The sequence below is a fragment of the Cupriavidus oxalaticus genome (assembly GCF_016894385.1).
Lineage (GTDB): Bacteria > Pseudomonadota > Gammaproteobacteria > Burkholderiales > Burkholderiaceae > Cupriavidus > Cupriavidus oxalaticus.
Genome location: NZ_CP069811.1, coordinates 1,900,692 through 1,923,529 on the forward strand (window position 1 = coordinate 1,900,692; position 22,838 = coordinate 1,923,529).

Genomic DNA, 22,838 nt, shown 5'->3' on the forward strand with positions numbered 1-22,838 from the left:
CGGACTCATCCAGGAACTGACGCGGCGGCTGTATGGGATCGTGCCGGCCAGGCAAGCACTGTTCGTCGGCCTCTGCGTGCGCGTGCCCCGCGGCCAGCCTGCAACGGCGTTGCCGACGCCGGAGCGGGGACGAAAGCGAAATGCGGAAAGCGGCCGGCAAGCCGCCCCCCGGGTACAGCGCGCTCAGGCCTGTTCCTTGACCTGGCTCTCCAGTTCGACCAGCCGCTTTTTCAGCGCCCGCTCTTCCTGGAAGCGCACGGTCTCGTCGCGGATCACGGCGACGATCCCGGTGATGGCACCCGCGTCATCCTTGAGCAGCGCCACGGTAAAGGCGATCGACATGGCCTTGCCGTTCTTGTCGGCGGCCGGCACCTTGAGCAGGTCATGGCCGTAGCGCGTGATGCCGGTGGCCATGGTCTTGTCATAGCCCTCCCAATGGCGCCCGCGCAGGCGTTCGGGAATGATCAGGTCGAGCGACTGGCCCATGGCCTCGGCCTGGGTGTAGCCGAACATGCGCTCGGCGGCCGGATTCCACAGCGTGATGGCGCCCTTGGCGTCGGAGATGATGATGGCGTCGCCGATGGCGGACACCAGCTGCGCGTAGTCGATGGGTTCTGGCATGGGGATTCCCTCTCTGTCGGTCATTGCCGGTTGGGGTACGTTGCCATCAAGGTAGCGCGGCACGCGGCCGCGCTGCAAGCAAAAACGCCGGGGCGGCGCAACTGGCGCGGCCCCGGCGTACGCCCCGGCACATGTGCCGGGCAGGCGGCGTCAGATCACCTGGGACTCGCGCAGGCGCTTGATGTCGTCCGTGCCGTACCCCAGGCCGGCCAGCACTTCTTCGCTATGCTCGCCCAGCAGCGGCGAACCCGTGATTTCCGGCTTGAGGTCGGAGAACTTGATCGGGCTGCCCACCGTCAGGTACGTGCCGCGCTCCTTGTGTGGCACCTCGGTGATGCTGCCGCTGGCGCGCAGCGACGGATCGGCCGCGATCTCCTTCATCGACAGCACCGGCGAGCACGGGATGTCATGCTTGCGCAGGATGTCCACCGCCTCGTACTTGGTCTTGTCGGCGAGCCATTCCTCGATGGTGTTGAAGATATCGAAGATATGCGGCTGGCGTGCCTTGGCGGTGGCGTAGTTGGGATCGTCGATCCATTCCGGCTTGCCGAGCGCCTTGCAGATCGGCTCCCAGGCATGGCCCTGGATGGTGAAGTAGATGTAGGCATTGGGGTCGGTCTCCCAGCCCTTGCACTTCAGCACCCAGCCCGGCTGGCCGCCGCCGCCAGCGTTGCCGCCGCGCGGCACCACGTCGCTGAAGCTGCCATGCGGGTACTGCGGATACTCTTCCAGGAAGCCCAGGCGGTCCAGGCGCTGCTGGTCGCGCAGCTTGACGCGGCACAGGTTGAGCACGGCGTCCTGCATCGACACGGCCACCTTCTGGCCCTTGCCGGTCTTGTCGCGGCCGATCAGCGCGGTCAGGATGCCGATGGCCAGGTGCATGCCGGTGTTCGAATCGCCGAGCGCCGCTGCGGAAACGGTGGGAGGACCATCCCAGAAGCCCGTGGTCGACGCCGCACCGCCCGCGCACTGCGCCACGTTTTCATAGACCTTCAGGTCTTCATAGTGATGGCCGTCGCTGAAGCCCTTGACCGAGGCCACGATCATCTTCGGGTTCAGCTCGTTGATGCGTTCCCACGAGAAGCCCATGCGGTCCAGCGCACCCGGGCCGAAGTTCTCGACCAGCACGTCCGACTCGCGGATCAGCTGCTCCAGGATCTTCTTGCCTTCGGGCTTCTTGGTGTCCAGCGTCAGGCTGCGCTTGTTGGAGTTGAGCATGGTGAAGTACAACGCGTCGACATCCGGGATGTCGCGCAGCTGCGTGCGCGTCACGTCGCCGGAACCGGGGCGCTCCACCTTGATGACGTCTGCGCCGAACCATGCCAGCAGCTGCGTGCACGCGGGGCCGGCCTGGACGTGCGTGAAGTCGATGATCTTGATGCCGTTCAGTGGGAGGTTCACTTTCGTTCTCCTATTGGATCAGAGGGGTGAAATTCGGATCGATTACTTCTTGGCCGAGCTTTGCGGATTCAGATTGGTCAGGCGACCGCTTTCGGTGCCGGCAGCCGGGTCGATGACGGCGTTGACCAGCGTGGGCTTGCCCGAGCGCAGCGCTTCGTTTACCGCGGCTTCGAGTTCCGCCGGCGTGGTGACATTGGCACCGACACCACCGAACGCTTCCATCATCTTGTCGTAGCGCGCGCCCGGGACGAACGTCGTGACCGCCGGATCCCTGCCGCCGGTCGGATTCACGTCGATCCCCTTGTAGACGCCGTTGTTGTTGAAAATGACGATGCAGACCGGCAGGTTGTAGCGGCAGATCGTCTCGACTTCCATGCCCGAGAAGCCGAACGCACTGTCACCGCACAGCGCCAGCACCGGCTTGCCGGTCTCGACCGCGGCGGCGACCGCGTAGCCCATGCCCACGCCCATCACGCCCCAGGTGCCTACGTCCAGGCGCTTGCGCGGCTCGTACATGTCGATCACGGCACGGGCGTAGTCCAGCGTGTTGGCGCCTTCGTTGACGAACGAGATGTTCGGGTTGGCCTTGACCACATCCTTCAGCACGCCGAGCGCACCGTGGAAGTTCATCGGCGAGGCGTCCCTGGACCTGGCCAGGGTCTCGGCCATCTTCGCCAGGTTGGTGTCCCTGCGGTCAGCCACCGCGTTCAGCCAGTCGGCGCCCGGCCTGGCAAAGTCGTCGCCGACCTTGTCGAGGATCGCCGACACGCACGAACCGATGTCACCCACGACCGGCGCGGCGATGGCGACGTTGCTGTCCATCTCGGTCGGCGCGATGTCGATCTGGATGAATTGCTTCGGCTTGCCCCAGGTCTTGCCCTTGCCGTGCGACAGCAGCCAGTTCAGGCGGGCGCCGACCAGCAGCACCACGTCGGCTTCGGCCAGCACATACGAGCGTGCGGCGGAGGCCGATTGCGGGTGCGTATCGGGCAACAGGCCCTTGGCCATCGACATCGGCAGGTACGGAATGCCCGTCTTCTCGACCAGCGTGCGGATATCCGCTTCGGCGCGTGCGTACGCAGCACCCTTGCCTACCAGGATCAGCGGGCGCTTGGCGCTCTTCAGCAGCGCGACGGCACGGTCGACCGAGTCCGGAGCAGGCAGCTGGCGCGGGGCCGGATCCACCACCTTGATCAGCGACTTGCGGCCCTTCTCGGCTTCCATCGACTGGCCCAGCAGCTTGGCCGGCAGGTCCAGGTACACACCGCCCGGGCGGCCCGACACGGCGGCACGGATGGCACGCGCGATCCCGACGCCGATGTCTTCGGCGTGCAGCACGCGGAAGGCAGCCTTGGCGTGCGGACGGGCGATGGCCAGCTGGTCCATCTCTTCGTAGTCACCCTGCTGCAGATCGACGATCTCGCGCTCGCTCGAGCCGCTGATCAGGATCATCGGGAAGCAGTTGGTGGTCGCATGCGCCAGCGCCGTGAGCCCGTTCAGGAACCCTGGCGCAGACACGGTCAGGCAAACGCCTGGCTTTTGCGTCAGAAAGCCGGCAATCGCTGCGGCGTTGCCTGCGTTCTGCTCGTGGCGGAAGCTGATGACGCGCATGCCGTTTGCCTGCGCCAGCCGAGCCAGGTCGGTGACCGGAATGCCGGGCAGGCCGTAGATGTTTTCGATGCCGTTCAGCTTCAGCGCGTCGATGACCAGATGAAAACCATCGGTTTGTGCCTGATGCTCTTCCGCGGCGTGACGCTGCAGCTCGTTTCCGACTTCTGCCATGGTTGCTTCCTTCTATGCAAATTGACTGGGGTTGGAATTCTTCTGTTTCAGGCTTCCGCGGTGGTGCTCTCGGCCCGCTTTGCTACGACTTCGGACATGCTTGGTCTCCTCGTTCGACTTGTGTTCGTGGTGCGCGGGGCTGTCCCCTTGCTTCAACCTTTGCCGGCGCATTCGACCGGTCTTGATGACATACGGTATGTGATATATCAGAACGACGCAAGAAGAATTTCCCCTGATTTCTCAAACTTTCGTCGTGCGGCGCAGCAATTTCGCAATCAACTGCTATTAAAGGAGCCTAACTCCTGAATTTCGCGATTCATGCGCTTGCGGCAAGAGATTGCCCGCCGATGTGCTGGCGTTAGGAGATTCAGGCATCCACCATTTAGATATATTACATACCAAAAAATTAGCGGCAATTCTGCCCGTTGAAGAGAATCGCTCCCCTCTCCCGCGCAGTGGGAGAGGGGTTGGGGGAGAAGGCGGGAGCGTCCACGAAGTGACGCGCTAGCATGCTTGACGAGCGCCGGCCCTCACCCCCGACCCCTCTCCCGCAGGCGGGAGAGGGGAGCAAACCGGCAGCAAATTGATGCTAACCGAAGCTAAATTCGCGCTGGCTTAAAGTTTTTTATCGAGTGCATTCACGACCGCTTATACATTACGGCACTCGCATGCATTGGCATTGGCAACGCAGGGAGCCCCCTGGCGAACGTCCGATGGTTCCCTGAGCGGCGGACCACCGCTCAGGCAGGGGCTTCCTCCAGCTGGCGCAGCAAGGCGTCCACACTGCCCTTGGCATCGCCGAACCACATGCGCGTGTTGTCCTTGTAGAACAGCGGGTTGTCCACGCCGGCATAGCCCGCCGCCATGCTGCGCTTGGACACCACCACCGTCTTGGCCTTCCACACCTCGAGCACCGGCATGCCGGCAATCGGACTGGCGGGATCTTCCAGCGCCCCCGGATTGACGATGTCGTTGGCGCCGACCACCAGCACCACGTCGGCCTTCTCGAAGTCGTCGTTGATCTCTTCCATTTCCAGCACGATGTCGTACGGCACGCGCGCCTCGGCCAGCAGCACGTTCATGTGCCCGGGCAAGCGGCCGGCCACCGGGTGGATGCCGAAGCGGACGTTGACGCCCTGTGCACGCAGCCGCCGCGCGATCTCGCTGATGGTGCCCTGCGCCTGCGCCACCGCCATGCCGTAGCCCGGCACGATGATGACCTCGTTGGCATCCTTGAGCAGGCCGCTGACTTCCTCGCTCGACACCGGCAGCACCTCGCCCTGCTCCGCCGCCGCACCCTGCGCCTGCACCGCGCCGAAGCCGCCCAGGATCACCGACAGGAACTTGCGGTTCATCGCCTTGCACATGATGTAGCTGAGGATGGCGCCGCTCGATCCCACCAGCGCGCCGGTGATGATCAGCAGGTCGTTGCCCAGCATGAAGCCGGTCGCCGCCGCCGCCCAGCCGGAGTAGCTGTTCAGCATCGACACCACCACCGGCATGTCGGCGCCGCCGATGGCCAGCACCAGGTGCGCGCCGACCAGCAGCGCGATCACCGTCATCGCGGCCAGCGGCACCAGCCCCTGCTGCGGATCGGGCGCGCTCAGAAAGCTGTAGCCCAGCCATATACAGACCAGCAGCGCACCGGCATTGAGCACATGGCGGCCCGGCAGCAGCATCGGCTTGCCGCCCATGGTGCCCTGCAGCTTGAGGAAGGCGATGATCGAGCCCGTGAACGTCACCGCGCCGATCAGGATGCCGAGGTAGGTCTCCACCTCGTGGATCACCTTCTCCGCGCCGGCGAGCGTGGTCGGCTCCAGGTAGCTGGCGTAGCCGACCAGCACCGCGGCCAGGCCGACGAAGCTGTGCAGCACCGCCACCAGCTGCGGCATCTGCGTCATTTCCACGCGCCTGGCCAGCACCGCGCCGGCGATGCCGCCCACCAGCATCGCGCCGATGATGATGGGGACGCCGTCGGGCGTGCCGGCCAGCACGGTGGTCACCACCGCGATCACCATGCCGGCGATGCCGAACAGGTTGCCGCGCCTGGCGGTGGCAGGATGGCTCAGCCCGCTCAGGCTGAGGATGAACAGCGCGCTGGCGCCAAGGTAAGCGATATTGCTGATTCCGGAAGGCATGGCTCGGTCTCCTTTGCCCTTGTATTCAGTCGCGCTGGAACATCTTCAGCATGCGCTGCGTGACCAGGAAGCCGCCGGCGATATTGATGGTCGCAACCAGCACCGCGCAGCCCGCGATCACCGCCGTCAGCAGCGACGGCTTGCCCAGCTGCACCAGCGCCCCCACCACGATGATCCCGCTGATGGCATTGGTCACGCTCATCAGCGGCGTATGCAGCGCGGCGGTGACGTTCCACACCACCTGGTAGCCGACGAAGATCGCCAGCACGAACACGGTGAAGTGCGCCATGAACGCGGGCGGCGCCACCGCCCCGAGGGCGAGCAGGGCAATCGCTGCAAGCGCCAGCGCGGCCAGCGTCATGCCGGTGCGCTGGCGCGGCGGGGTTGCTTCCACCTCCGCCGGCGGCGACGCGGCCGGCGCCTGCTGCTGCGGGATCGCCACCGTCAGCGGCGGCGGCGGCCAGGTCACCGCGCCCTGGTGCTGCACCGTGGCGCCGCGGATCATCTCGTCGTCCATGTTGACCACGAGCTGCCCGTCCTTGCCCGGCGTCAGCTCGGTCAGCAGGTGGCGGATATTGGTGGCGTAGAGCTGGCTCGACTGCGCCGCCATCCGGCTCGGCAGGTCGGTATAGCCGATGATCGTCACGCCGTCACGGCGCACGCTGTCGCCCGGCACGGTCAGCACGCAGTTGCCGCCCTGCTCGGCGGCCAGGTCCACCACCACGCTGCCGGCACGCATGAGCCCGACGGTCCCGGCTTCCAGCAGCTTCGGCGCCGGCTTGCCCGGAATCAGCGCGGTGGTGATGATGATGTCGACCTCGCGCGCCTGCTCGGCGAAGAGGCGCATTTCCGCCTCGATGAATGCGGGACTCATCTCCTTGGCGTAGCCGCCGCTGCCGCTGCCGTCCTCTTCGATCTCGACGGTCAGGAACTCGGCGCCCAGGCTCTCGATCTGCTGGCGCACCACCGGCCGCGTGTCGAAGGCGCGCACCACCGCGCCCAGGCTGCGCGCTGCACCGATTGCCGCCAGCCCCGCCACGCCAGCGCCGATCACCAGCACGCGCGCCGGCGGGATCTTGCCCGCGGCGGTGATCTGGCCGGCAAAGGGCCGGCCGAAGGCATGCGCGGCCTCGATCACCGCGCGGTAGCCCGCCATATTGGCCATCGAGCTGAGCGCATCCAGCTTCTGCGCGCGCGAGATGCGCGGCACGCAGTCCATCGCCAGCACGGTGGCGCCGCGCTGGGCCAGCCGCTCCAGCATCGGCATCTGCTGCGCCGGCCAGACAAAGCCGATCAGCGTGGCATGCTTCTTCAGCAGCGCCGCCTCTTCCACGCCCAGGCTGGGGTGGACCTGCGGCGGGCGCACCTTGACCACCACGTCGACCGAGGCCCACAGGCTCGCCGCATCGACGATGGCGGCGCCGGCGGCGCGGTAGTCGTCATCCGAGAACGAAGCCTCCTGGCCCGCGCCGGTCTCTACCACGACCTGGTAGCCGAGCTTGAGCAGTTCCTTGACCGAGTCCGGGGTGGCGGCAACGCGCCGCTCGCCCGGGTGGACCTCGCGGGGCACACCGATCGTCATTGGCATGGGTTTCACCACTTAGTGATATCCGTTTGTATGCCCGGGTCATTCCCGCGCAGGCAGGAATCCAGCGTCTTGCTAAAGCCACTGGGTCCCCGCCTTCGCGGGGACGACGGGCGGGAAGGCGTTGCGTGAAGCAGGCACCGTCAGCCGCGCACGTGGTTGACCAGCGCGCCGATGCCCGCGATCGACACCTCCACCACGGCGCCGTCCTTCATCGACCCCACGCCCAGCGAGGTGCCGACGGCAATCACGTCACCGGGCATCAGCGTCAGGTCCTGCGAAATGCGGCTGACCTGCTCTTCCGGCGAGAAGATCATGTCCGACAGCGGGTAGTTCTGCCGCTCCACCCCGTCGAGCCGCGTCACCACGCTGGCGGCGCGCCAGTCAAAGCCGGTGACGATGGCCGGGCCGATGCAGCCGAAGGTGTCGAAGCCCTTGGCGCGCGTCCATTGCGGGAAATTGGGATCGGCGGTGATCAGCTCGGCCGCGGTCACGTCGTTGACGATGGTGTAGCCGAAGATATGGTCGCCGGCTTCCGACACCGGCACATTGCGTGCCTTCTTGCCGATGACGATGCCAAGCTCGCCCTCGTAGACGATCTTGCCGTCGTAGCTCTTGGGGCGCTGCACCGCGTCGTTGGGGCCGGCCAGCGACGATGCCGGCTTGATCAGGAACAGCGGGTGCGTCGGCACCGGCTTTTCCAGCTTGCGCGCGAGCGCGTGGAAGTTGTTCCACAGCGCCACGACCTTGCCGGGCGCGCAGGGCGCGACCAGCGCCAGCGCCGCGAGTTCGTGCACGGCGCCGGTGGGCTCGGGATGGTTGAAACCGTCGCTGTCGTATTCGACCACGCGATTCTGGTCAGGGCCATCGAGACGGCCATGGCCGATGCCGCCGTCGGCGCGGCGAAAGCGTATCCAGGTTTGCACGGCAATGCTCCTTGCGCAGGCAAAGGCGGGCCTGCCTGCGCCGATATCGGTTGCAGGATCTTGTAAAGGGAAATGGGAGTGAGATCAGGGCTGGCGCGTCCGCCCGTCGTTCCCGCGCAGGCGGAAACCCAGTGACTTCAAGAGACGCTGGATTCCCGCCCACGTGCCCCGGAGGGGTATGCGCGGGAATGACATCGGTACACTCACACGCCCGCTCCCGGGCTACCGCCTCATACCGCGCCGGCCAGCTTCATCGCCGCGATCTGCGCGGGCGTGCGGCCCAGCCATTCGAGGATCTCCTCGGTATGCTCGCCCAGCAGCGGCGAGCGCTCCACCTCCACCGGCGATGCCGACATCGTGATCGGGCAGCCCAGCTGCACGTAGTTGCCGCGCTGCGGATGCTCCAGCTCGACCAGGTAGCCGCGCTGGTACAGCGACTGGTCCTCGATCAGGTCCTTCATCGACAGGATCGGGCCGCACGGCACATCGACCTCGTTGAGCGCGGCCATCACGTCGAACTTGCTGAGCTTGCCGGTCCATTTCTCGATCACGGCGAAGCAGTCGGCCAGGTGCTTGAGCCGCGCTTCCGGCGTGGCGTAGTCCGGGTTGGTGATCAGCTCCTCGCGGCCGCACAGGCGCATCAGCGGCTCCCAGCCCTGCGGCTGGATGATGACGTAGACATAGTCGTTGGGGCCGCCCGGCGCGCAGCGCAGCGCCGCGCCCGGCTGGCCGCCGCCCGAGGCATTGCCGGCGCGCGGCACGTGGTCGCCGAATTCCTGGTTGGGGTATTCGCGCAGCGGGCCGTTGTCCAGGCGCTGCTGGTCGCGCAGCTTGACGCGGCACAGGTTCAGCACCGCATCCTGCATCGCCACCTCCACCCGCTGGCCGCGGCCGGTGTGCTCCCGGTGCAGCAGCGCGGCCAGGATGCCGACCACGCAATGGATGCCGGTGCCCGAGTCGCCGATCTGCGCACCGGTCACGGTCGGCACGCCTTCGGCATCGCCGGTGGTCGAGGCCGAGCCGCCCATGCACTGCGCCACGTTTTCATACGCCTTGCAGTCGGCATACGGCCCCGGGCCGAAGCCCTTGATCGAGGCATAGACCAGCCGCGGGTTCAGGTCCTGCAGGTGCTCCCAGTCGAAGCCGGCGCGCGCCAGCACGCCGGGCCCGAAGTTCTCGATCAGCACGTCGCTGCGCTGTACCAGGTCTTCGAGCAGCGCCTTGCCTTCGGGCGTCTTCATGTTCAGCGTCAGGCTGCGCTTGTTGGAGTTGAGCATGGTGAAATACAGGCTGTCGGCGTTGGGCACGTCGCGCAGCTGGCTGCGGGTAATGTCGCCGCGGCCGGGCATCTCCACCTTGATCACGTCCGCCCCCAGCCACGCCATCAGCTGCGTGGCCGAGGGGCCTGCCTGGACATGGGTCATGTCCAGGATGCGAACACCTTGCAGTGCCTTGGTTTCCATTGCGAAGTCTCCTTTTAACCGCTGATTTTGTAGCTCTTGATGACATACGGTATGTGATATATCAGAAGAGAGCAAGGGAAGTTTGGCGGATGCAGAAGAAATATCGACGATGCGGCGCAGCAAAAGTGTAGAAAAGGGAACTTGATTCAGCGTACCAAGGCTGAATTTTCATATTGATATATCACATATCATTTAGCGAAATGCATAGGCGCCGGCACCAAGCAAAAACGGCGGACCGAAGTCCGCCGTTTTTGCCCGAGCCCCCGCGCCTCAGTCGAGGAAGTCGCAGTGCTTTTCCACGTAGTCCGCGAGGTCCAGCGAATGCTGACGCACCAGCCGCTCGGCCAGTTCGGTATCGCGCTTCTCCAGCGCCTCGATGATGCGCAGGTGATCCACGATCGACCGTGCCGCCCGGTCGCTCTGCGAGATCGTCATCTTCCGGATCGCGCGCACGTGGATAAAAATATTGCGGATCGTGTCCATGATGATCTGCGACCTGGACAGCTGCACGATCGCCTGGTGGAACGCGATATTGGCGTCGGAATACTCCTCGATATGTTCCGCCGGGGTCGAATCGCGGAAGCTGTCGAACATGCGGCGCAGCTGGGCGATTTCCTGGTCGGTGGCATTCTGCGTGGCAAGGCGGGCCGCCATGCTCTCCAGCGCCGCCCACATCTGGATCATCTCGACGATCTCGCGCTTGGTCTTGCGCATGATGTAGATGCCCCGGCGCGGCACGGTGCGCAGGAAGCCTTCCTGCTCCAGCAGCGTCATGGCTTCGCGGATCGGCGTGCGGCTGACGCCCATGGCTTCGCTCAGCACCCGTTCGTCGAGCCGGATCTCGTCGTGCGACTGGTAGATGTCGGCATCGGCGATGGCCTGCCGCAGCATGGCATAGGCCTGGTCGCGCAGGCTGGCGCCGGCGTTGATCGGTTGCACGGACAAGGTCAGCCCGTTGGGCTGGACGATGGATTGTGGTTGCGCAGACATGGAATATGCTCGTGTGAGACTGGTGGCGCGGCGGCCGGAATGGCTGCCCGCCACATTTCCGCACAGCTTAGCAAAACGCTCGACTCATTACGAAAATGCATCGAGCAATACGTTGCGGTCATGCATCGGCATCGTCAGCGTGCGCGGTCTGTCGTATATGGTATATCACAATCGTCCTGCCATTTCCTGCCCAAAAGCGGGCCAGGCGCAACATTGACGCCCGTCCGCTCGTGGCGGGAGGGCCTGACCCCTGGCCTCTCCCCTCGCCCACTGCCGCTGGCGCTTACGCGGCGAGCTTGGCCATCGAGTCGCGCTGCTTGATCAAACCCAGCACGGCGTCGCACATCGGCGTCGGCTGCCCGACCAGCCGGCCCATTTCCTGCACCACCGTGAGCAGCGGATCGATTTCCATGGCGCGCCCCGCCTCCAGGTCCTGCAGCATCGAGGTCTTGTGCGCGCCCACCGCTCCCGCGCCGTCGATGCGCCGCTCCACATCGACGCGGAACCTGACCCCGAAGCGCTCGGCAATGCCCTGCGCCTCCACCATCATCTGGCGCGACAGCGCGCGCGTGGCAGGATCGGAGGTAATGACATCGAGCGTGGCATGGGTCAGCGCGCTGATCGGGTTGAAGCACAGGTTGCCCCACAGCTTCAGCCAGATCTCGTCGCGGATGTTGTCGCGCACCGGCGCCTCCAGGTCGGCCGCCATCATCATTTCGCTGAGCCGGGTCACGCGGGCCGAACGGCTGCCGTCCGGCTCGCCCAGCGGGAATTTCTTGCCATACACGTGCTTGATCACGCCGGGCGCGACGATCTCGGCAGCCGGATAGACCACGCAGCCGATCGCGCGCTCCGGCCCGAAGCCGCGCCATTGCCGGCCGCCCGGATCGACGCTTTCCAGCGTCGACCCCGCCTGCTCGCCGCCGTGCTTGTAGAAATACCAGTAAGGAATGCCATTGACGCCGGTCACGATCGCGGTTTCCGGACCCAGCAGCGGCTGGATCAGGTCTACCACCCCCGGCACCGAATGCGCCTTCAGCGTAATGAAGACATAGTCCTGCGGCCCCAACTCGCGCGGATCGCTGGTGCAGCGCACCCGGGCCGCGCGCTCCTCGCCGTCGATCAGCAGCCGGACGCCGTGTTCCTGCATCGCCGCCAGGTGCGGGCCGCGCGCGACGAAGCTGACATCGGCCCCCGCGCGCGCAAGCTGCGCCCCGACATAGCCGCCGATGGCGCCTGCGCCGTAGATACACACTTTCATTTGCTGTCTCCTTGATGGCTCGATTGGATACTGGATTTGGATAGTTTGATATATCACATACTATATTCCACTAACGCGCAAAACAACCTTTATCTTCGCGGACACATTTGGGCAAGCGGCGCTGCGCTAACATGAAGCTTCGTGCGCCTGGAACGATGCCCGGGCGCCGGTTGCTGACTGACACCGGAGCCCGTTCATGGAATCGTCGCTGGCATTGCTGCAGGACCCCGCCGCCTGGGCGGCGCTGGCCACCCTGGTGGCCATGGAAATCGTGCTGGGGATCGATAACCTGATCTTCATTTCGATCCTGACCAACAAGCTGCCCCTCGAGATGCGCGAGAAGGCGCGCAAGATCGGCATCAGCCTGGCGCTGCTGATGCGCCTCGGCTTGCTGGCCACCATCGCCATCATCGTCAAGCTGACCGAGCCGGTCTTCACGATCCTGGGCCAGGGGCTGTCGTGGCGCGACATCATCCTCCTCGCCGGCGGCGCCTTCCTGGTATGGAAGGCCACCCGCGAGATCCATCACCACGTCACCGCGGACGAGGAAGGCGAAAGCAATGGCACCGGCAAGGTGGTGCACAGCTTTAGCGCCGCGATCGGCCAGATCCTGCTGCTGGATCTCGTGTTCTCGATCGACAGCATCATTACGGCGGTCGGCATGACCGAGCATGTCCAGATCATGTTCGTCGCGGTGATCGCCGCGGTCATGGCGATGCTGTTCGCCGCCACGCCGCTGGCCAACTTCATCAACCGCAACCCGACCATCGTGATGCTGGCGCTGGCCTTCCTGATGATGATCGGCATGACGCTGATCGCCGAAGGGCTCGGCCACCATGTGCCCAAGGGTTATATCTATACGGCGATGGCGTTCTCGGCCGCGGTGGAAGGACTGAACATGCTGGCGCGGCAGCGGCGCCAGGCGCGTCGCGCGCGCGGCGAGGCCCCTTGAGCGCAGCAGCGGCATAATGTGATGCATGTGCCACGGCATGCTGTAACAGACGGTGTCCGAACTTTTCCCCGGAAACGCCGTCTTTTAGAGTTCTGCTCAACCTATGGACAAAAAAAGGACGTTTTCGCCACATGATGAATCGCCGAACCCTGCTGGTCTCCGCCACCGCCTCCGCCGCCCTGGCCGCGCTGGGCATCACCCCATCGGTGCTGGCGGCCAGCCGGATCAAGCTCGGCGAGGCCCAGCCGTTCGGCTTCGACGCCCTGATCGAACGGGCGCGTGCCCTGGCTACCAAGCCCTATGCGCCCCCGCCCTCGCCCCCTGCCGACGTGCTGTCGCGCATCGACTACGATGCCCATGGCAAGATCCGGTTCCGCACCGACGATGCGCTGTTTGCCAAGGGTCCGGGCCAATTCCCGGTCACCTTCTTCCACCTCGGCACCTACTTCCGCACCCCGGTGCGCATGCATGTGATCGTGCGCGGCAAGGACGGCGCCGGCCGCGCCCGCGAGATCGTCTATGACGACGCCTACTTCGACATGCCCGCCGACAGCCCCGCGCACAAGCTGCCGCCGGGCAGCGGCTTCGCCGGCTTCCGTTTCCAGGAAAGCCGCCTCGGTGACCAGAAGACGCGCGACTGGCGCAAGAACGACTGGGTCGCCTTCCTGGGCGCCTCCTATTTCCGCGCCATCGGCGACCTGTACCAGTACGGCCTGTCGGCGCGCGGCATCGCCATCGACGTGGCCGAGGCCGGAAAATCCGAGGAGTTCCCGGCCTTCACCCATTTCTGGTTCGAGACCCCGGAAGGCAACAGCGATACCGTCACGGTCTACGCCCTGCTCGACGGCCCCAGCATCGCCGGCGCCTACCGCTTCGTGATGCGGCGCGCCAAGGCCGTGATCATGGACGTGGAATGCGCGCTGTTCCTGCGCAAGGACGTGGCGCGGCTGGGCCTGGCACCGCTGACCTCGATGTACTGGTTCTCGGAAAGCATCAAGGGCATCGCCGACTGGCGCCCGGAAGTCCACGACTCCGACGGCCTGGCTATCTGGAACGGGGCCGGCGAGCATATCTGGCGCCCGCTCAACAACCCGCCCCAGACCACGGCATCGGCATTCTCCGACGACAACCCCAAGGGTTTCGGCCTGCTGCAGCGCGACCGCCTGTTCGACCACTACCAGGACGGCGTCAACTACGAACGCCGTCCGAGCCTGTGGGTCGAGCCGCGCGACGGCTGGGGCGCCGGTGCCGTGCAACTGGTCGAACTGCGCACCGACGACGAGATCCACGACAACATCGTGGCCATGTGGGTGCCCAAGGCGCCCGCCAAGGCTGGCGCCAGCTACCGCCTGCGCTATCGCCTGCACTGGCAGGCCGACGAACCGAACCCGTCGCCGCTGGCGCGCTGCGTGGCCACGCGCCTGGGCAACGGCGGCCAGCCCGGGCAGCCGCGGCCCAAGGGCGTGCGCAAGTTCATGGTCGAGTTCAAGGGGGCGCCGCTGGAAAAGCTGCCGTTCGGCGTCAAGCCCGAAGCGGTGCTGACCGCCTCGCGCGGCACCTTCTCCTATGTCTTCACCGAGGCGGTGCCCAACAACGTGCCCGGCCACTGGCGCGCGCAGTTCGACCTGGCCGCAGACGGCAAGGAGCCGGTCGACATCCGCCTGTTCCTGCGCCTGAACGGCAAGCCGCTGTCCGAGACATGGCTGTACCAGTACCACCCGTTCCAGTCGTAGGCCTGCCCCGGCGCGCAGCCGCCAGCGGGCGCCGCTTTGCAGGATATTGCGGCGCCGTGATGTCAGGCGCGCTTGAGCGGGTATGATGGCTGGCTACGACAGTCAAACCGCACCAGCCAGCCTCACATGATTTCTCAAGAGTTTGCCGGTGCCGCCGACGGCGGCCAGGCTGCATCGCTCCCGCGCTCGGAGCGCGCCTACCAGCAACTGCGCGCCGCCATCCAGGCCGGGCAGCTCTCTCCCGGCACCCGGCTGCGCGAAGTGGAACTGGCGGAATCGCTGGGGTTGTCGCGCACGCCGGTGCGCGAAGCGCTGTCGCGGCTGGAATCGGAAGGCCTGGTGGTCAACGAGCCCAACCGGGGCATGATGGTGACCCAGCTCGACGCCAGCATGGTCAGCGAGCTGTATGTGATGCGCGAGGTGCTGGAAGGCACCGCCGCGGCGCTGGCCGCACGCCATGCCACCGATGTGGAGATTTCGCTGCTGCGCGATATCGTCGAGCGCGACCTGGCGTTCGCCGACGATCCGGACCGGCTGGCGCAGAACAACCGGCTGTTCCACGAAACCCTCCACCGCTGCGCCCACAACCGCTACCTGCTGAAGAACCTGCGGTCGCTGCATGAATCCATGGCGTTGCTGGGGCGCACCACCCTGGCGGTGCCCGGCCGCGCGCGCAGCTCCTATGAAGAGCACACCGCCCTGGTCGAAGCGCTCGAAAAACGTGATCCGGCGCAGGCCGAGCAGATCGCCCGGCGCCATATCCAGCAAGCCTACAAGGTGAGGCTGTCGCTTTGGATCGAGGAGCAATCGGGCAGCTGAGCCGCCGGGCCAGGGCGCTTCACGCAGCCGCCTGCGCCCGCGCCGTGCGCAGCGTGCCCACGCCCAGCACGGCCAGGGCAAGCAGGATCAACACCACCGCGTACAGCGTCTGCGGCGCGACCAGCTCCCCGCCCAGCCAGGCGCCCATCGCCAGCGCCACCGGCGGATTGACATAGACATAGCTCGTCGACAGCGTCTGGCTGACCGTCGCCACCAGATACATATAGGCAGAGAACGCCACCAGCGAACCCGCCACCACCAGGTAGACCCAGGCCCAGCCCGCCTGCGCGCTGATCGATCCCAGCGACACCAGCGACGCCGGCCACGGCTCCTGCCGCAGCGCCGACAGCACCATCAGCACTACCCCGCCGATCAGCATCTCCGCGGCAAAGGCCGCCGCACCTTGCGGCAGCTCGAGCCGCCGCACCAGTTGCGAGCCGAACGACCAGCTCGCCACCGCCAGCATCAGCGCCGCCACGCCGCCCGTGCTGACGCGGAATTCCGCCCCGGCGGTCAGCACCACGATGCCCACGCTGCCGATCGCAATCGCCACATACTCATACCACTTCGGGCGCTGGCCGAAGCAGGCTGACCAGATCAGCGCAAAGATCGGCATCGAGCCGATCATTACCGTAGTCGCCCCGGAAGAGATGGTCTGCTCGGCAATCGCGGTCAGTCCCATGCCGCCTACCAGCAGGAACAGCGCCGGCACAGCGCAGTTGCGCAGCAGCCGCCACGACGGCATCGGCGTGCCGCGCCACGCCAGCCAGGCGGTCAGCAGCAGGCCCGCGCAGAGAAAGCGCGTACCCGTCATGAACAGCGGCGGAAAGCTCTCCAGCGTAAAGCGGATCGCCAGGTAGGTCGTGCCCCAGACCACGTAGGTGATCAGCAGGCACCCGATGACAAGCGGGGGCATGGTCGCGGACGGTTCTGCAAAGGCATCCAAGATAGCCTCCGGCCGCGCCGCGACAAAACGAAAAGGTCTGGCAAGCCTTGCGAAAGTTGCTCACAAGGCATGTCGGCCTGCGGTGCGTGAAACGAGCAGGCAAAACAAAACCGGCCGCGTCTTGCCCGTGGCGGGCGCGCGTCTGGCCGGTTCTACAACGCAGCCACCAAGGGCCGCGGGCACTGCAATACCGCTGGAAACTGCTTAGCCGTTGGCGTAGGCCACCTTGGCGTTGCGGGCTTGCGACTGCAGGCGGGCGATGACTCCCTGCACGGCGGCGATGGCGCGCTTGACGTCCTGCATGAAGCCCAGGCTTTGCTTGCCCAGCTCATGGTCGATGAGGTCACGTTCCAGTTGATCGGTCAGCTTGATGTCGGATTGGGTGTTCATGGCTTCCTTCCTTGCTTGCTTCGAGGGATTACCCTCATGGGGTTTTCCCGAATTGTAGCAAAGGAATTGTTGCCACGCAGCATTAGGTGATAGTACGTATGCGGGAAAGCAACGGCACATCGTGGAAAAAAAGCATTTCATGGCCAGAAGGACGCTTTTTGGTTCCGACGAAGTTCGGTCACGTTATGGTTCTTCAGGGGAAGTCAAGGCCAAATCGAGCATCAAAAATCACTTAAGGTGGGAGTTAACGACCGCCTTCATCGCTTGGGTTGGGCTTTCTACGCCAAGTGTGCACATACTGTGTCGAGGCGAGGTGTGCGTCCCAGCGCACGAAGCTCGATGACAGCATCGCGGACCCGAACGTTTGACGCGGCATCCAGTATGGCGCGCCTCAACGCCCTGTAGGGGCGATAAGCGTCCACAACTAGCCTGGCCAACTCTGGCGCATGCTTAGAGATACAGGGCGGTGCCCCCCCAAGGTCGCGCGCGAGCGCAGAAAATGATCTCTCACTCAATGCCGGATATCCCCTGGCCGCGTCATGCAAGCGTGGGACGAGCGACGGATCCTCACTCGCACGATCACGTCGATGCTTTGATGGCCCCGTCGTACCTGGCTAACCGTCGCTGGGCTCTGGGTGCCCCAGAAATAGGCTTAGGAGCGACACCTGTGCCACGGAGGCAATCGACAGAAGCAATTCCAGCGGCGGCGGCACCTGCCGGCGAAGACTTACCCGAACCGTCAGAGGAGTGGGCGAGCAACCAACTTTTCTTGCGAAAGCTGTTACCCCACCTTCTTGGCTAAATCTGGCGAGGCCTTAATGTTCCGACAAGGATGTGCCGCGAGAGCGCGCTGATGACAAGCTGGCCAACGTGACGTTGCCCGCCGATGTTCACGAAGAAGACAGAGCGCTCAATCTGGATTTTTCGTCGACCTTTGAACACGCGATGGGCAAAACGTATCCGCCTCAAAGAGGTCGTTGGTGGGAGACCGAGGACGCGGAGCGGCTCACAACGAGTTTGTCGAGCTGCTCGGTCTCCCTCTTGCCAAACATCGGATGTCTTGAAATGAGGATGATGGATGGAAGCCCCAGCGATGAACCCGGCGTCTGCGCGCAATCGTCGACGTGCCCGGCGCCGACACGCAAGACGCCTGCGTTTACGCGTCGACTACATTCAATATGCGGTCGTCGACGTTCGCAACAACGTGATCGAGACCTGGATTGCAGCAACGCGTGCGAACGCCGGGCGGCTGCCCGCGGGTCTGATCGCAGACCCAGTCTTGGCCCCAATGTCGTCGAGGTACCAAGTCACAAAAAAATTTGCGTCAGGCGCCACCTCGTCCCCAGTAGGCCCGTCACGGCTGTGTAACCGCCTATGCGGGTCGGTAGCGCTCCATCATACAGCGCTATCGGGACCGCATAGATGTGCGAAGGCACGGTGGTGGACAACTCCAAGCCGATCGCTTCGATATGGTTGAGGGCTGGGACCGACGTTAGGGTTACTCCTCCGGTTTCGTCACAGACAAATCTTGGCCGAACATCATTCGATGCCCATCAGGCGTCGCTACGACGAACTCTCGCATACCGTGCGGTTTATCGGCGGGAGGCTGCAAAATGATGGCACCCTTGCTCAAAAATTCGTCGTGAAGTGCATTGGCGTCGCTGACGTTGAGATAGCCAAAATAGCTGTGGTCGCCCGTTGCCGAAGGCGCGATTGCATCCGGGCAATGACCCATCATAATGCGCACACCATCTCTCGATACGAGTTGCCAGTCAGAGCCTTCTGGCCATTCGAGGCGAAAGCCGAGTGCGTCGCGAAAGTATGAAGCGCTTCGCTCAAGGTCGGGTACTGCGAGGACGAAAGAAAACGAACGCAGATCGGGGGCAGATTTAGACATATCGACAACTCCTCTTGACGGGTGGTGTGGGCCTCACAGAACATTTCGAGCTCAGTTGAGGACGATTTGGCCAACGTCATCGTCCGTCCCTTCATGGCCGAACACTGCCATTAGGCTCCCGTCAGCTTCGACGCGGGCGGTGACGCTGAGCCGCAGCATGGGTGGCCTTACTTTGCCTGAAGAATGGCTGCACCGTATGCCACGGCTCTGGCGTAGTTTTAGAAATACTCCTGAGTAATACGCTTCATTCTCGGATGTCGTTAGCCTAAACACCCCAGTCGGCGGTCGAGGCCCGCGCTGCAGTACCGCGACAGCCGGTCGGGCCAACGGGCCGCTTCCTAACCTCCTAGCTGGAAGCGGTCGGCGAGTTCTTCGACGATCGATGCCTGTAGCCTGTCGCGGGAAACCTTGAGTGGATCACGATCCGCGGTCGATGCCATCCAACGCTTGAATTCAACAAACGTGGTTGGACTAATCGTTGTCATTCGAGCCATCCGTCCGGTCACTGAAACGATGGGTGTCGAGAATGGAGCGGATCCCAGCAAGACATTTGCGCGTCGCGCCTGGACAGCCCAGAGGTCGTCTTCATTGTCGGTCAGTTGAAGCGGGTGTGGATCAAGGTCTGCCGCCTCACGGCGCAAGATGTCCACCTCGAATCCCTTTGCGTTCACTGCCGTAAAAAGTTGATCATCCCGAATCTCAAACGTGCTATCTACCTTTCGTAGCACGTCAAGCATTGATAGCTCCAAGTTCTTCATTCGGGAAGCAAACTGGAGGCGCTTGCGCGTATCCCAGAGGAGGTCGACGTCGCGTGTTGCGAGCGCGCGTTCTTTCAGGCGAACTCCGGCCGCTGCTTCATAAGCGTATAAGGCGTGTGTCCCGATGACGATGAAATGCTCGCCGATATTGAGTCGAGCCATTACTTGAAGGATGGATACGAGGATGTCTGGCGCGCGACCGACCCGGACCGCGCGGTTGAGGCGACGATGTCGGTCAAGCTCGTCGGTGAGAGTTTTCAACCTAGTCTCGGCGGCTTCCTTACGCGTGACGAAACGGGAATACATCTCCTCGGTCTTCTCGGAACGCACACCCAAGCTTTGCTGCTTGTTGTCGACGCTAGTTCTAATAAGGTACTCGCGGCCTTTCGCAGTTCGCCACAGCATGCCGCCGCGGACTTCCGCGGCTTTGGCGCGCGCGGATTCCCACGATTGGAATACTGCTTTGGCGTCGATGTACTGCCGCAGTGCATCCTCATCCAGCTCGATCCAAGAGTCCATGTCGTTTCAGTATAAAACTCCCATATCACTATTTTATACTGAAACTTGGGGTGTGCCGCTTGAAGCATGAGCAGGGAGCACTACGCCGCTATTGCAACCCCATCGGTGCGCAATTGTGGAGCGGGATGCACCTCCATCTGTTTGACATTATTCGTCTGGTGAACCTAGGAACCTGGCAATGTGTTAATCATGCCGATGCGGTATCACCGACCGGGAAAGCTCTCGTCGCTGGTCGTCCAATCTCCGGGGCCATTGGCGAGCGTGGATCGCGACGACCTTTCAAAACCCGCTGGACAAGGGGTGGCTTCGTTTTCTCCCATCGCAATCTGCGCTTTCGTGCCGAGGTACCGGATAGCCCGCCCCACTCGTCCCACTCGCCGGACTCGTCGCGCCCGGATGACGCGATCGTCCCGCTGGATGAGGTGCCCTTCGACGACGTGCTGGCATACGACCGCACGTGCTTTCCCGCCGCGCGCGAGGCCTTCCTGCGCGGATGGATCCGGCAGGAGGAGGGGCTTGCGCTGGGGTGCCTGCGGCAGGGCCGGCTGGGCGGATTCGGCGTGGTGCGCCGGTGCGGCGAAGGCTGCAAGATCGGGCCGCTGTTTGCCGACGACGCCGACGCGGCCGAAGCGCTCTACACACGCCTGGCCGCCTTTGCGTCGGGTGGCCCGTTGTTCCTCGATGTCCCGGAAAACCACCCCGCAGCCATGGCGCTCGCCCATCGGCACGGCATGGCGGAAGTCTTCGGCTGCGCGCGCATGTATCTCGGGCCTGCGCCAGGCCTGGTGCACAAGCGCATCTTCGGCATTACGACCTTCGAGCTGGGATGATGCTGGCGCGCGACCTCGCCGGCTACGGCAGCTCCCCGCCCGATCCACGCTGGCCCGGCGGCGCGCGCGTGGCGGTGCAGTTTGTGCTGAACATCGAGGAAGGCGCGGAATCGTGCATCCTCAACGGCGATGTGCGCTCCGAAGCGTACCTGCACGAACTGCCCGGACGGCCGCCGCGCGAGGCCGAGCGCGACTGGAGCGTCGAAAGCATGTACGAGTATGGAGCGCGTACCGGCGTCTGGCGGTTGCTGGATCTGTTCGCCGAGCGCGGCCTGCCGCTGACCGCGTTCGCGGCCGGTCTCGCGCTGGAACTCAATCCGCGCATCGGACAGGCACTGAGTGCCGCAGGACACGAGGTTGCGGGGCATGGCTATCGCTGGATCGATTATCGGGACGTCCCGGAAGATGAGGAGCGGCGCCATATCCGCCTGACAATCGCGGCAATCGAACGCACCTGCGGCAGGCGGCCGGTAGGCTGGTACACCGGGCGGGTCAGCGCCAACACCCGGCGCCTGGTCCATGAGGAAGGCGGGTTCCTTTACAGCTCGGATGCCTACAACGACGACCTGCCGTACTGGCTCTGCAGCGCCCCGCCGCTGCTGGCCATCCCGTATACGCTGATCAACAACGACGCACGCTATCTGCTGCCTGACGGCTTTGCCTCGGGGGAAGATTTCTACCGCACGCTGCGGGACGCATTTGACCAGTTGTGGCACGAGGGTGCGCGCGCGCCGAAGATGATGAGCGTCGGACTGCATCCCCGCATCAGCGGCCATCCGGCGCGCGCCATGGCCCTGGCACGGTTCCTTGACGACGTACGCGGCCATGACGCCGTGTGGATCTGCCGCCGGGAGGACATCGCCAGGCACTGGCTGAACGAGCATCCCGCGTAGCTGCAGGAATACCTGGCAAACCAGCAGCCTGCGCCAGCTGCCATCCGGCAACGAGTTCGCCCGCCAGCATCAGACATAGTCCGCCACATAGAGATGCGACAGCACCAACTCAGGTGCCCGAGAACGTGGGCTGGCGCTTCTCGCTGAACGCATGAACGCCTTCCTGGTAGTCCTGGCTCCAGCCGAGCTCCCGGATAAAGGTGGCCTCCATCGACAACTGCTGTTCAAGCGAATGCACCGCGGCGGCAAGCATCAACTGTCGCGTTCGCACCATGGCCTTGGTCGGCATGGATGCCATCCTTTCAAGGAGTGCGTCAACGCCGGCGGCAAATGCGGCGTCCTCGATCACATCCCAGATCAGTCCCCATGCGGCGGCCTTCTCTGCCGGCAGCTTGTCCGCGAACAGCGCCAGGCCCATGGCCCGGGCGATGCCGACCCGTTGCGTCAGGAACCAGGTACTGCCGGTGTCGGGTGACAGCCCGATCTTCGAGAACGCCTGCAGGAAGTAGGCCGACTTTGCCGCAACCACGACATCGCAGGCCAGCGCGAGCGACGCCCCGCCGCCCGCAGCCAGGCCGTTGACAGCCGCAACGCTTGGGACTGGCAGGCTTTGCAGCTTCATGACAAGCGGCTTGAAGTACCGCTCGACATGGGTGCCGATATCGGGCAGCTTCCCGTTCACGACCTGCATCGCCGGATCGGCCAGATCCTGGCCGGCGCAGAATGCGCGGCCCGTCCCGGTGATTGCCAGCACGCGTGATGCCTGGTCATTGGCGACCAGGTCGACGGCACGGTGCAGCTCGATCATCGTTGCCTCATCGAGACTGTTCAGCTTTTCCGGCCGGGCCAGGGTAATGCGCGCGACGGCCGCGCCTGTCGTGACCTTGATGTTCTCGAATGTCATGGATTGACCCTCCTACATGGAATGGCGCCG

General features: G+C 64.5%; 20 protein-coding genes. 6 read left to right on the plus strand and 14 right to left on the minus strand.

Translation table 11 applies throughout. The annotated features are described in order from the left end of the window. Nucleotides 1-183: 183 nt before the first annotated feature. From JTE92_RS08305 to JTE92_RS08345, 9 genes are all read right to left on the minus strand, one after another. Nucleotides 184-621 carry a PAS domain-containing protein gene (locus JTE92_RS08305; protein ID WP_063241353.1) on the minus strand — a complete coding sequence of 146 codons (438 nt, stop codon included), beginning with the start codon at nucleotides 619-621 and terminating at the stop codon, nucleotides 184-186. A gap of 150 nt (nucleotides 622-771) precedes the next feature. Further along, complete coding sequence (gene frc, locus JTE92_RS08310) at nucleotides 772-2,022, minus strand: formyl-CoA transferase (protein WP_063241352.1); 1,251 nt, start codon at nucleotides 2,020-2,022, stop codon at nucleotides 772-774. A 42-nt stretch (nucleotides 2,023-2,064) separates the two neighbouring features. Next, nucleotides 2,065-3,804 (minus strand): oxalyl-CoA decarboxylase, encoded by a 1,740-nt coding sequence (gene oxc, locus JTE92_RS08315; RefSeq protein ID WP_063241351.1) that lies wholly within the window; start codon nucleotides 3,802-3,804, stop codon nucleotides 2,065-2,067. Nucleotides 3,805-4,544: 740 nt separating this feature from the next. Next, nucleotides 4,545-5,942 (minus strand): Re/Si-specific NAD(P)(+) transhydrogenase subunit beta, encoded by a 1,398-nt coding sequence (gene pntB / locus JTE92_RS08320; protein WP_063241350.1) that lies wholly within the window; start codon nucleotides 5,940-5,942, stop codon nucleotides 4,545-4,547. 25 nt (nucleotides 5,943-5,967) lie between these two features. Beyond that, nucleotides 5,968-7,530, minus strand: coding sequence for a Re/Si-specific NAD(P)(+) transhydrogenase subunit alpha (locus JTE92_RS08325; RefSeq protein WP_063241349.1), 1,563 nt, complete (start codon nucleotides 7,528-7,530; stop codon nucleotides 5,968-5,970). Nucleotides 7,531-7,670: 140 nt separating this feature from the next. Beyond that, a complete protein-coding gene (locus JTE92_RS08330; protein WP_063241348.1) occupies nucleotides 7,671-8,453 on the minus strand; it encodes a fumarylacetoacetate hydrolase family protein in 783 nt (260 codons plus the stop codon). Nucleotides 8,454-8,683: 230 nt separating this feature from the next. After that, nucleotides 8,684-9,916 (minus strand): formyl-CoA transferase, encoded by a 1,233-nt coding sequence (frc, locus tag JTE92_RS08335; protein WP_063241347.1) that lies wholly within the window; start codon nucleotides 9,914-9,916, stop codon nucleotides 8,684-8,686. A gap of 270 nt (nucleotides 9,917-10,186) precedes the next feature. After that, the gene (locus JTE92_RS08340) at nucleotides 10,187-10,906 is read right to left on the minus strand and encodes a GntR family transcriptional regulator (protein WP_029047003.1); all 720 of its coding nucleotides are present in this window, start codon (nucleotides 10,904-10,906) and stop codon (nucleotides 10,187-10,189) included. Nucleotides 10,907-11,189: 283 nt separating this feature from the next. Next, the gene (locus JTE92_RS08345) at nucleotides 11,190-12,167 is read right to left on the minus strand and encodes a 2-dehydropantoate 2-reductase (RefSeq protein ID WP_063241346.1); all 978 of its coding nucleotides are present in this window, start codon (nucleotides 12,165-12,167) and stop codon (nucleotides 11,190-11,192) included. Nucleotides 12,168-12,363: 196 nt separating this feature from the next. Here JTE92_RS08345 and JTE92_RS08350 point away from each other — a divergent pair, with 196 nt between their 5' ends. The 3 genes from JTE92_RS08350 to JTE92_RS08360 all read left to right on the plus strand — a co-directional run bounded on the left by JTE92_RS08350 (nucleotide 12,364) and on the right by JTE92_RS08360 (nucleotide 15,671). Then, entirely contained in the window at nucleotides 12,364-13,119 is a 756-nt protein-coding gene (locus tag JTE92_RS08350) for a TerC family protein (RefSeq protein WP_063241345.1), read from the plus strand. 131 nt (nucleotides 13,120-13,250) lie between these two features. Continuing rightward, nucleotides 13,251-14,852 (plus strand): OpgD/OpgG family glucan biosynthesis protein, encoded by a 1,602-nt coding sequence (locus JTE92_RS08355; protein ID WP_063241344.1) that lies wholly within the window; start codon nucleotides 13,251-13,253, stop codon nucleotides 14,850-14,852. 126 nt (nucleotides 14,853-14,978) lie between these two features. Continuing rightward, nucleotides 14,979-15,671 (plus strand): GntR family transcriptional regulator, encoded by a 693-nt coding sequence (locus tag JTE92_RS08360; protein ID WP_063241343.1) that lies wholly within the window; start codon nucleotides 14,979-14,981, stop codon nucleotides 15,669-15,671. A 19-nt stretch (nucleotides 15,672-15,690) separates the two neighbouring features. Here JTE92_RS08360 and JTE92_RS08365 read toward each other — a convergent pair whose 3' ends face one another. Both JTE92_RS08365 and JTE92_RS08370 read right to left on the minus strand, forming a co-directional pair. Beyond that, nucleotides 15,691-16,587 carry an EamA family transporter gene (locus JTE92_RS08365; RefSeq protein WP_063241364.1) on the minus strand — a complete coding sequence of 299 codons (897 nt, stop codon included), beginning with the start codon at nucleotides 16,585-16,587 and terminating at the stop codon, nucleotides 15,691-15,693. Nucleotides 16,588-16,821: 234 nt separating this feature from the next. Then, entirely contained in the window at nucleotides 16,822-17,007 is a 186-nt protein-coding gene (locus JTE92_RS08370; protein ID WP_063241342.1) for a hypothetical protein, read from the minus strand. A gap of 870 nt (nucleotides 17,008-17,877) precedes the next feature. Here JTE92_RS08370 and JTE92_RS30770 point away from each other — a divergent pair. Then, entirely contained in the window at nucleotides 17,878-18,375 is a 498-nt protein-coding gene (locus JTE92_RS30770) for a hypothetical protein (protein WP_354006099.1), read from the plus strand. 130 nt (nucleotides 18,376-18,505) lie between these two features. Here the strand turns inward: JTE92_RS30770 and JTE92_RS08375 are convergent, their stop codons facing one another. Both JTE92_RS08375 and JTE92_RS08380 read right to left on the minus strand, forming a co-directional pair. Next, complete coding sequence (locus JTE92_RS08375; RefSeq protein ID WP_063241341.1) at nucleotides 18,506-18,904, minus strand: VOC family protein; 399 nt, start codon at nucleotides 18,902-18,904, stop codon at nucleotides 18,506-18,508. 338 nt (nucleotides 18,905-19,242) lie between these two features. Further along, on the minus strand, nucleotides 19,243-20,181 hold the full coding sequence (locus JTE92_RS08380; protein ID WP_063241340.1) for a GSU2403 family nucleotidyltransferase fold protein: 939 nt from the start codon (nucleotides 20,179-20,181) through the stop codon (nucleotides 19,243-19,245). Between the two features lie 125 nt (nucleotides 20,182-20,306). On the opposite strand from JTE92_RS08380, the gene JTE92_RS08385 reads away from it, so the two are divergent. Both JTE92_RS08385 and JTE92_RS08390 read left to right on the plus strand, forming a co-directional pair. Further along, entirely contained in the window at nucleotides 20,307-21,011 is a 705-nt protein-coding gene (locus JTE92_RS08385) for a GNAT family N-acetyltransferase (RefSeq protein WP_169834851.1), read from the plus strand. After that, nucleotides 21,008-21,904 (plus strand): polysaccharide deacetylase family protein, encoded by an 897-nt coding sequence (locus JTE92_RS08390; protein WP_198065809.1) that lies wholly within the window; start codon nucleotides 21,008-21,010, stop codon nucleotides 21,902-21,904. Before JTE92_RS08385 ends, JTE92_RS08390 begins: the two co-directional genes overlap by 4 nt. Nucleotides 21,905-22,013: 109 nt before the next feature. Here the strand turns inward: JTE92_RS08390 and JTE92_RS08395 are convergent, their stop codons facing one another. Next, entirely contained in the window at nucleotides 22,014-22,808 is a 795-nt protein-coding gene (locus tag JTE92_RS08395; protein WP_063241338.1) for an enoyl-CoA hydratase-related protein, read from the minus strand. Nucleotides 22,809-22,838 lie beyond the last annotated feature (30 nt).

Excerpts from the sequence above, each read along its gene's own strand:
- JTE92_RS08305 (WP_063241353.1), bottom strand. The coding sequence starts at position 621 with ATGCCAGAACCCATCGACTACGCGCAGCTGGTGTCCGCCATCGGCGAC.
- oxc (WP_063241351.1), bottom strand. The coding sequence starts at position 3,804 with ATGGCAGAAGTCGGAAACGAGCTGCAGCGTCACGCCGCGGAAGAGCAT.
- pntB (WP_063241350.1), bottom strand. The coding sequence starts at position 5,942 with ATGCCTTCCGGAATCAGCAATATCGCTTACCTTGGCGCCAGCGCGCTG.
- JTE92_RS08325 (WP_063241349.1), bottom strand. The coding sequence starts at position 7,530 with ATGCCAATGACGATCGGTGTGCCCCGCGAGGTCCACCCGGGCGAGCGG.
- frc (WP_063241347.1), bottom strand. The coding sequence starts at position 9,916 with ATGGAAACCAAGGCACTGCAAGGTGTTCGCATCCTGGACATGACCCAT.
- JTE92_RS08340 (WP_029047003.1), bottom strand. The coding sequence starts at position 10,906 with ATGTCTGCGCAACCACAATCCATCGTCCAGCCCAACGGGCTGACCTTG.
- JTE92_RS08345 (WP_063241346.1), bottom strand. The coding sequence starts at position 12,167 with ATGAAAGTGTGTATCTACGGCGCAGGCGCCATCGGCGGCTATGTCGGG.
- JTE92_RS08350 (WP_063241345.1), top strand. The coding sequence starts at position 12,364 with ATGGAATCGTCGCTGGCATTGCTGCAGGACCCCGCCGCCTGGGCGGCG.
- JTE92_RS08355 (WP_063241344.1), top strand. The coding sequence starts at position 13,251 with ATGATGAATCGCCGAACCCTGCTGGTCTCCGCCACCGCCTCCGCCGCC.
- JTE92_RS08360 (WP_063241343.1), top strand. The coding sequence starts at position 14,979 with ATGATTTCTCAAGAGTTTGCCGGTGCCGCCGACGGCGGCCAGGCTGCA.
- JTE92_RS08365 (WP_063241364.1), bottom strand. The coding sequence starts at position 16,587 with ATGCCCCCGCTTGTCATCGGGTGCCTGCTGATCACCTACGTGGTCTGG.
- JTE92_RS08370 (WP_063241342.1), bottom strand. The coding sequence starts at position 17,007 with ATGAACACCCAATCCGACATCAAGCTGACCGATCAACTGGAACGTGAC.
- JTE92_RS08375 (WP_063241341.1), bottom strand. The coding sequence starts at position 18,904 with ATGTCTAAATCTGCCCCCGATCTGCGTTCGTTTTCTTTCGTCCTCGCA.
- JTE92_RS08380 (WP_063241340.1), bottom strand. The coding sequence starts at position 20,181 with ATGGACTCTTGGATCGAGCTGGATGAGGATGCACTGCGGCAGTACATC.
- JTE92_RS08385 (WP_169834851.1), top strand. The coding sequence starts at position 20,307 with ATGCACCTCCATCTGTTTGACATTATTCGTCTGGTGAACCTAGGAACC.
- JTE92_RS08390 (WP_198065809.1), top strand. The coding sequence starts at position 21,008 with ATGATGCTGGCGCGCGACCTCGCCGGCTACGGCAGCTCCCCGCCCGAT.
- JTE92_RS08395 (WP_063241338.1), bottom strand. The coding sequence starts at position 22,808 with ATGACATTCGAGAACATCAAGGTCACGACAGGCGCGGCCGTCGCGCGC.